Origin of the sequence: Enterococcus sp. BWB1-3 (genome assembly GCF_016745275.1) — a bacterium.
In the GTDB taxonomy this organism is placed as follows: domain Bacteria; phylum Bacillota; class Bacilli; order Lactobacillales; family Enterococcaceae; genus Enterococcus_L.
The window spans coordinates 19,160-27,236 of sequence record NZ_JADOEP010000033.1 but is presented as its reverse complement, the minus strand read 5'-3'; the positions used below and the strand labels follow the sequence as shown (position 1 = coordinate 27,236).

General features: G+C 33.8%; 9 protein-coding genes. 2 read left to right on the top strand and 7 right to left on the bottom strand.

Annotated features, from left to right (window positions below; all coding sequences use genetic code 11):
• From IW492_RS16240 to IW492_RS18775, 7 genes are all read right to left on the bottom strand, one after another.
• The coding region (locus IW492_RS16240; protein WP_202068980.1) for a helix-turn-helix domain-containing protein at nucleotides 1-221 on the bottom strand (221 nt) is incomplete at its 3' end.
• A 424-nt stretch (nucleotides 222-645) separates the two neighbouring features.
• Nucleotides 646-1,902, bottom strand: a complete 1,257-nt coding sequence (locus IW492_RS16235; RefSeq protein WP_202068979.1) for an MFS transporter — start codon at nucleotides 1,900-1,902, stop codon at nucleotides 646-648.
• Between the two features lie 152 nt (nucleotides 1,903-2,054).
• Nucleotides 2,055-2,243: a cysteine-rich KTR domain-containing protein gene (locus IW492_RS16230; RefSeq protein WP_202068977.1), complete on the bottom strand. Its 189-nt coding sequence runs from the start codon at nucleotides 2,241-2,243 to the stop codon at nucleotides 2,055-2,057.
• 31 nt (nucleotides 2,244-2,274) lie between these two features.
• Entirely contained in the window at nucleotides 2,275-2,973 is a 699-nt protein-coding gene (locus IW492_RS16225) for a M23 family metallopeptidase (protein WP_202068975.1), read from the bottom strand.
• Between the two features lie 2 nt (nucleotides 2,974-2,975).
• Nucleotides 2,976-3,608 carry a TetR/AcrR family transcriptional regulator gene (locus IW492_RS16220; protein ID WP_202068973.1) on the bottom strand — a complete coding sequence of 211 codons (633 nt, stop codon included), beginning with the start codon at nucleotides 3,606-3,608 and terminating at the stop codon, nucleotides 2,976-2,978.
• A gap of 37 nt (nucleotides 3,609-3,645) precedes the next feature.
• On the bottom strand, nucleotides 3,646-4,080 hold the full coding sequence (locus IW492_RS16215; RefSeq protein ID WP_229442642.1) for a hypothetical protein: 435 nt from the start codon (nucleotides 4,078-4,080) through the stop codon (nucleotides 3,646-3,648).
• Nucleotides 4,081-4,340: 260 nt separating this feature from the next.
• Nucleotides 4,341-4,553: an IS3 family transposase gene (locus IW492_RS18775; RefSeq protein ID WP_420705943.1), complete on the bottom strand. Its 213-nt coding sequence runs from the start codon at nucleotides 4,551-4,553 to the stop codon at nucleotides 4,341-4,343.
• Between the two features lie 405 nt (nucleotides 4,554-4,958).
• On the opposite strand from IW492_RS18775, the gene IW492_RS16205 reads away from it, so the two are divergent.
• Nucleotides 4,959-5,240: a hypothetical protein gene (locus tag IW492_RS16205; protein ID WP_202068970.1), complete on the top strand. Its 282-nt coding sequence runs from the start codon at nucleotides 4,959-4,961 to the stop codon at nucleotides 5,238-5,240.
• A gap of 11 nt (nucleotides 5,241-5,251) precedes the next feature.
• Nucleotides 5,252-7,336, top strand: coding sequence for a cation:proton antiporter (locus IW492_RS16200; protein WP_202068969.1), 2,085 nt, complete (start codon nucleotides 5,252-5,254; stop codon nucleotides 7,334-7,336).
• Nucleotides 7,337-8,077: the final 741 nt, after the last annotated feature.

The window sequence follows — 8,077 nt, the reverse complement described above, 5'->3', positions numbered from 1 at the left end:
TCAGGTAAAACAATGGACCGACGACCACAACGGGATTTGTGCGCCTTGTATTGTTGGTAGTATTCGAGCGCAGTATGTCCAGCTGCTAGAAAATGATACACCTTATAGATGGTTTGACGAGCACGTCCTAAGCGTTTAGCAACTTGTGCAACAGGTTGCTGGGTATTGAAATAAGATTCTATTAAAACTAGTTCGTCTGTAGTAAGATGAGTATAGGTCATTTGTCTTCACTCCTTATAATTCTTTGGACGGAACTATTTTGAGTGTAGCACAAATGACTTATTTAGTTGTCTAGCTTAATTTTACTATCGGCGAAAAGATAAAAAAATACACATTTAACCCTCACGGAAAAAATGTGTATCGAAATAACATATTCAGTTTTTATTCTTATGAGTTGATGTATTTTCAACATAGCAATGCCTCCACAAGACATTGCCTAAGCCAATTAACTATGTCACTACAATCAAAAAAACAACAACAAGAAGTGTTAAGTTCCTTATCGTTGGCTCTGCGTCTTAGCGTCTGGCTCTTTTATGATTGTTCTCTTTAATTTCTTTTATTGATTATATTTTCTTATTTACATTCAGAAAGCATAATCTAAGATATTTATTTTGCAATCACACTTTTCTTTGCCAGTGATATAAATTAAACCTCTTTCTCATTACGATAAAGAAATTTACTTCCAATCGCTATAATGAAAGTGGCAAAAAAAGTTATCATGATTGGGATGTATACTGTATCTTGAAAGACTTCAAATCCTATACCATAGATTATTTGTCCAATTAGTGAAGCACATTGAATAATCATCAAAAGAATTGACATTACTTTTGCCAAATGTTGAGTCGGTGTAATCTTTTGGACTTTACTAATTGAAAAAATGGAAACTATTGATAAACATGCAGAAAGTGGAACAGCACATAAAACAAAAAGTAAAAATGCTGGGATATTTCCAATTTTTAATAGCATAGGGGTTGTTGATAAAGTGATTGGTATTAGAAGAATGGCAATAGCCAAAATCCATAAATAGAAGTTTTTAACTTTCAATTTTTTTAGGACTGCTCCAATCATTAATGCGCCTAAAATTGTTGCAAATTGAATAGCACCAATGCCAACACCATACAACTCTGTTGATAAGTTCATTGTTACTCGTAGTATGTATGGAATACCCACAACGAATAGAGGTGCAAGTACAAGATTCAACCCTACACTAATCAATAATGTTTTTCTAACAAAACTATCGGATAGGGTGTAATGCACTCCTTCTTTTAAATCATTTGTAAGTACACGGAAGATACTTCCAGAGTATGTCGATTTGTTCTTTGGTACTAAAATTCGACTTTCTAATATTGCAGTTAAGAAGAATACAACTGTTGTAATAATTAAAATGTTGTCCATTCCAATAATGCTATATAGAAGCCCACCTAAGATTGGTGCAACAATACCAGAGATTGACTGTACACCTTGTAGTATTCCATTGGCAGATTCTAATTTATCTTGTGAAGCTAAACTAGGGATAATTGCTGTTACAACAGGAGTATCCATTGAACCTACAAATCCAAATAAAATCATTGCTATGGTTATTACAATTAATGAGGTCTGATTAAACAAAAATGCTATGAGTAACAATAGACTAAATAATCCATTCGCTGTATCTAAGCCAACCATAATTGTTTTCCGATTGAATCTATCTGCTACTGCACCTGCAATAGGCGAAAGCAATACTGGTAAACTTGATACAGCAAATAACGTTGCAAAGATATCAGCACGTCCTGTAATATCTAATACATATAGTGATAAGGCAAAGCGAAGTAATGATGTTCCAAAAACAGAAACAGCTTGACCAATTACCAACTTAATAAAATTGAATGTAGTTTGATACATTCTAGTTTGTTCAATTTCCATGATACACTCCTTATAATATTTTTATTTTGGGGTTTGAACCTGTGTTTCTTAACTCGTGACACAGAGATTTATTTTGACAAGAACTAATCATCAATTAACAATGTAGCTTTATAAAAATAAAGAGCCAGTAACATAGAATTATTCATTCCAAGTTACTGGCTCCGCGTCTTAGCGTCTGGCTCTTTTATAATTGTTATTTCTAAGTCATTTACACTTATTAGACTTTCTTGTTTACACTTAGGGCAATACAGAGGAAAGTTTTTGAGTTCAGTATCTGACCGTATTTTGTTTCGTGTTTTATTCTTACATATCGGACATAATATCCAATTTACATCTTCCATATGATTTCTCCTAATTTTCAATCTATATTCATTAATCTTTATAAAACCTAATTCTTTCTTTACTTGATGGGATTTGGTTATATACTTTTTTCCATACACCATTTTGATATACTTCATACTCTCCAAATCGACAAAGAATGCCATTTGAACCTTTTATATTATCGCTATCCATAAGCTGAAAATGGAGATGTGGAGATGTAGAATTTCCAGAGTGTCCAACATTACCTAAATAAGTACCTTTTTTAATTTTTTCATTCATGGAAATATTAATAGAATTTGTTTGCAGATGTACAAAAGCCATGTAGACACCATTTGAACATTTCATGATAATATAGTTTCCAGCGATTACACTATAATCGTCTTTGTTTTCGTTAAAGGTAAGAGTTTTTCTTAAAGCAAGAATAGATTCTCTTAACCAATGAACATGTTTTCTTTCCGAAATACCATCTACGATTGCCACGATCTCTCCATCACACGGAGCATAGATTTTTTTCCCCCAGCAATAGAATTTTTTTAAAGGTATACCAAGTAGTAGGAATCTTAAGAAACTAGCATCATAATCTTTGTTCTTATTCTTCCGATCAACTTGTAAAAAATCAAATGCATATCTTAACCCCATTCTATTAGTTCCATGACTAGGGACTTTTTTTGCTGGTGTGGTTGGAGCATTCCATTCTCCCCTTAAAGGAAAGTCTATTGTTACTGGTTCGTTATTGAATATTTTAATCATCTCTAAGATACCTCATTAGAAACATAGAAAATTTTTCGTAGTTCATCAAAGTACCCATCAAGTGTTGAAATAATCTGTTCATTATTCGGGCTTGGAGCTTCTTTACTTTTAATATCTTCTAAAATTTGATTAGTAAATCCTACATTAGACCAAAGAATAAATTGCTTACATTTTTCGATATCTAAATCTTTACGAAATTTAGATATATCCATATCATCAAAAAGTTGAAAACATTCAGACACTTTTCTTTTGTTACCACTATTTTGAATTCTTTTATTTATTTCATTAGAACTTGTTTCAACAGTTAATTTATCAAAATCAAGAATCCACGGATATTGTTTGATTAACTCTAATTGAAGTAAGTAAGACTGTCTTAATCTCTTAAAAAGGTCTTTCTCTTTCAAATTGATTTTTAAATAATATTCCTTTTCTAAAACCTCTTCAAAATAGTCATAAATAAACAAAAATAGTTCTTGCTTACTTCCGACATAATGGAACATTAATGCCTTAGAGATTCCTGCTTCTTTCGCTATAACATTTGTTGAAGCTTCATCATAACCCTTTGCTGTGAACTCTTTTAAAGCAGAGTTTAGTATCACAATTTTTCTTTTTTCATCTAGTTTAGAAATATTCATGCTATCACACCTTTCTAAAGATTTCCGATATTGATGTCTATACTGCTAATTTTTTTAGATTGAAATAATCTAAATAACAAAAAACAACTCCGATTGCACACACAATTAATCCGATTACGCCCAACGTAGCAATTAAAAATTGACTAGATGAGTTAGCAGAAGAGGCAAATTCAAATACATTGAACATCGTTAAAGATACACTATTTGTTGTTATTAGAATTGCGATAATAAAAGCGATAATAATAACTAATGAGGTCATAATTAGCTTAAGTCCTCTTTTATTGATTTCTTTATTATCTTTATTCTGAAATAAAGTTACCAGTGCAAAAACGATAAATGCTAATTGAACAGGCTCTCCGATTCCAATCATATTTGTTAAATATGGAATACAGACTAAAGTTCCAAGGATTGCTGTAATAAGAAACATAGTTCTAGTTGTACTATAATTATTTTTCATAATTTCTCCTTTCATTATTTTTTTGACCTACTAGATCAATATCATAATATCGCTTTTTACCTAATAGGTCAATGTAGAAAAGATTAATCTTTTATAATTTTCCAGTTTTCATTTTTCTGTAAGGTTAACTCAAATTGAGAAAGCTATGTAACTTTAGTTTCTTTATCAAGGTATTTCACTGTTACAATGGCTGTCACTTGATTGGCAGCTTGTGTGTAAACAGGTGGTCCTATGTCAAGAATTAGGACAAGTTAAAATGAGAACACCTTATGCTTTTAGCTAATGAGTCGACATTTCCTTTTCTCGGCTTGTTCATGCACCGTTTCAAATTCATTTGGGGACAGATAATTGCAATGGCTGTGGATTCGAACTGTATTGTAGAATGTTTCAATGTATTCAAAAATCATATGGTAGGCATGAGTGAAATTTTTGAGAGTAAAACGATTTAACCATTTGTTTCCATTACAGGGTAGTAGAGGATAGTTGATTCCAGATGGAGCAAGTGCCTTGCCTAGTTTCTAGGGGGTTAGGTACCACTATAGACCATTAAAAACCAGTAGAGAATATCATACATAGGGAACTCCTAAGGTTTAGTTGCAGGTTCGATTCCTGCAGGGGACGTTATGAAAATAAGAAAGCTGAGAATCTTTATTTGAGATTCTCGGCTTTTTCTTATATTACAGGTTTCTTGTATTTTAAGTTAGATGGATTGATAAAAGATATTTTCTCATCTTTTTTAGACTATGCAAAAAAAGAAACACTTGTCTTTATTGTTTCCTCATGCTTCGAAGAGTTTTTAACACTTTTTTCAGAAAAGGAGTATAATATGATTTCGGAAGGTTTAATTAAATCTTCTGTAAATTGTGATTAGGCAAAAGGAGAATAGAAACCTCATGACAAAGGAATTTAAAGAGCGAATTATCAAGCTGAAAAATCAGTATCCTGAGTTGTCTCTTGAAGAAAAAAAAGAACAAAAAAAGTTATTAAAAAAGCGGAACAAGATTGCCTATCATCGATGTGAAATGATGAGACATGAAATTCTGCGTCTTGAAGCTAAAAGAAGTCAGCTGCTGCTTGAAGGAAATGAAGAGCAGGTAGCAGAAATTGAAGATAAAATTTTAGAGAAAAAAGGTCAGTGGCTGAAAATCTTTTATACTAAATTAGAAAAAGTTTAGGAGGTGACCGGATGGAATTTGTTACCCTTATTATCATGTTTGCTTTTGCAGTAACTTTTTCTAATATTATCAGTCGAGTACTGCCGATTATTCCGACTCCCTTTATTCAGATTTTTGTCGGTATTTTAATTGGTCTGACTGAGCAGGGCCGCTCCATCACATTTGAACCAGAATTATTTTTGATTATGATTATTGCTCCGCTGTTATTTCGTGAGGGTGAAAAGATGAATGTTCGTACCTTTTTAAAAAACAGTGGACCTATTCTATTTTTGGCTTTTGGCGGAGTTGTATTAACGTTACTTGCTGTAGGTGGTGTATTTTATATATTATTACCAACAATCCCTTTGGCCGCTTGTTTTGCACTTGGTGCAGCATTAGGACCAACTGATGCAGTAGCTGTTAAATCTTTGGCAGGAAATCTAAAATTTTCAGAAAAGTCGACCAGCATCCTGGAAGGTGAGGGCTTGCTGAATGATGCTTCTGGTGTAACGGCTTTCCAGTTTGCACTTGGTGCACTAATTACAGGGAGTTTTTCTTTACTGGAAGCATCTGAAACATTGCTCTTCTCTAGTCTATTTGGTGCTCTGATTGGTTTTCTTTTAGTATGGATGAAAAATAAAGTGGTAGAATTAATTGAACGAGCTTCTGCAAAAGATGTGACAGGTTACTTGCTTTTAGAATTACTGCTGCCGTTTTTGGCTTATCTGCTAGCGGAAGAATTTCATGCATCAGGCATTATTGCTGCTGTAGTAGCCGGTGTGATGCAGTCTTCAGGATTTCGTAAGGTTAGTTTGTTTGAAGCGAAGCTTTCCAATGTTTCTGATACAACATGGTCTACAATTGAATTTACTTTGAATGCATTAGTTTTCCTTTTTTTGGGAATAGAAGTGTCTCAGGTATTTTCTCCTATCTGGAACAGCGTGACCTACTCAAATCCCTACCTTCTTCTGATTGTGGTGATAATCTCCACATTACTCTTTCTTGTCCGTTTTATTTATATCGTTGCTTTTTATCTTTATAAAGAGGGGTATTCTACTGTAAAAAGTCATTTTCACGATCTTCTTGTTCTGACTTTTGGCGGAGTGAAAGGAACCGTTAGTTTGGCAACAATTTTCATCCTTCCTCTATCAATAAATGGAGAGACTTTTGAAGATCGGTCATTGCTATTGTTTATCACTGCCTGTGTTATTTTGACTACACTATTAGTTGGAATGGTGGTTCTGCCTATTCTGGCTGAAGATGAAGAAGTGGAGACGCCAGATGGAAGCTTTATTGCTATTTTAGAGGAAGTAAAAAGCACGCTGATGAGTGAAGTGGAAGGGAAGTCGGAAGATAACCGCCTTCGTCTGGCTGCTGAGGTCGTGATTGAAAATTATCAGGATCGTATTGGAGAAAGTTATACTAACACATTGACCAGTGATGAGCGCAGCGAGTCGCAGGAGCTTCAGGCACTGATGCTTTCTGTTGAACGAGACAGCTTAGATAATTATTATCGGCAAGGAAAAATTACAATAAATGGTTATCGTTTTTATTCCCGGTTTATCGATAATTTTGATAAATCAATTACCAGACAGATTCTTTCTTTTGCCAGTTTTTGGCTGGCTTTTGTTAAACGTCTGTTACGGGTTCTTTTACACCCAAAACTTTTTATGTCACGTCATCAAAAGGGAGCAACCTTATTGAGCCAGACGGATATTGCAGAAGTAAAAGCTCTGTTTTTAAAAAATTCAGAGTTACTTCTGGAAAGCTTAGAAAACCTGCAGGATGTCTATGATGAAAGCTTGATTGACTTTTATGCAGCCAAGCGAAAACGATTGCTGATACGCTTGGAGCAGGGAACGTTGATTCCTTCTATGTTGATCCAGCAGGAAGCAGAATATGCCAGAGAGATGCTTCGAGGGTATTACTTGGAGCGTAAGATTATCGATGAATACGAGGTTTCCAATAAAATAACTTCATGGACAGCCAACGATTATCGCCAAAGAGTGAATTTGCTGGAGTCCTACTCTATCAATAATTTGACCGAACAACTGCCGTTAACATTTGTTCTCAGAAAGCGTCGACAAATAAAAAATGAAGTAAAAGAAAGAATGTAGATAAATTGTAATCATTTGAATTGCTGAACGAAAGAGTTATTTTTTCAGGAGTATATTGGTAAGCATTACAAAAAGACGGGACTGTGACATAAGTATGTCTGAGTCCCCTAAAATTGAATAAATGGTGTTCCAGTCTTTGTATGATCTGAGCTTCGAAGAAGCGTAGGAGCAAGTTCATACATGCCCCTCAGACATGCTGTGCATCTTCATCTATCTGAGTTGAGGTCATATCATTCCAAACCTTAACTCTTTCATTTCTTTCCCAAAAAAAGACTATACCTCAAGAGTCCAACAGGAATTTCATTTTCTGATAGTATATAGCCCAGTTGTCTCTGTATTTTCTTTTCGAATTCTTATTCCGGTAAGTGTTCATCAAGTGTAAACCAAAAGGACATATCTGATCGTTGTCATTATTAACCACTCTATGCCAGTCTTTTTATTTTTATTATAGCAGGACCTGAGTATGAAGAATTCATTTTTGATGAAGCAAACGTCTTTATTCAATGTCTTCAATTAACTGATTTATTTCCAGTTGTTTAGTCAATAGACTTAGAGATTTTTTATAATGTGTGCTGAAGGGTTCATTGAAATAATAGGCTCTTCTTTGATGATTTTCCTGTGATTATTTTTATAAAACCCAAATTATTTATTGCTGAAACTCCTTGTAATTTTCTGATGCTCGTTTGTATTGTATATAAGCGAAATTTATTAAGAACTGTCATTGTCATTTAAAATAACCAG

Coding starts and splice junctions, on each gene's coding strand:
- IW492_RS16230 (WP_202068977.1), bottom strand. CDS start 2,243: ATGGAAGATGTAAATTGGATATTATGTCCGATATGTAAGAATAAAACA.
- IW492_RS16205 (WP_202068970.1), top strand. CDS start 4,959: ATGACAAAGGAATTTAAAGAGCGAATTATCAAGCTGAAAAATCAGTAT.
- IW492_RS16200 (WP_202068969.1), top strand. CDS start 5,252: ATGGAATTTGTTACCCTTATTATCATGTTTGCTTTTGCAGTAACTTTT.
- IW492_RS16220 (WP_202068973.1), bottom strand. CDS start 3,608: ATGAATATTTCTAAACTAGATGAAAAAAGAAAAATTGTGATACTAAAC.
- IW492_RS16225 (WP_202068975.1), bottom strand. CDS start 2,973: ATGATTAAAATATTCAATAACGAACCAGTAACAATAGACTTTCCTTTA.
- IW492_RS16215 (WP_229442642.1), bottom strand. CDS start 4,080: ATGAAAGGAGAAATTATGAAAAATAATTATAGTACAACTAGAACTATG.
- IW492_RS16235 (WP_202068979.1), bottom strand. CDS start 1,902: ATGGAAATTGAACAAACTAGAATGTATCAAACTACATTCAATTTTATT.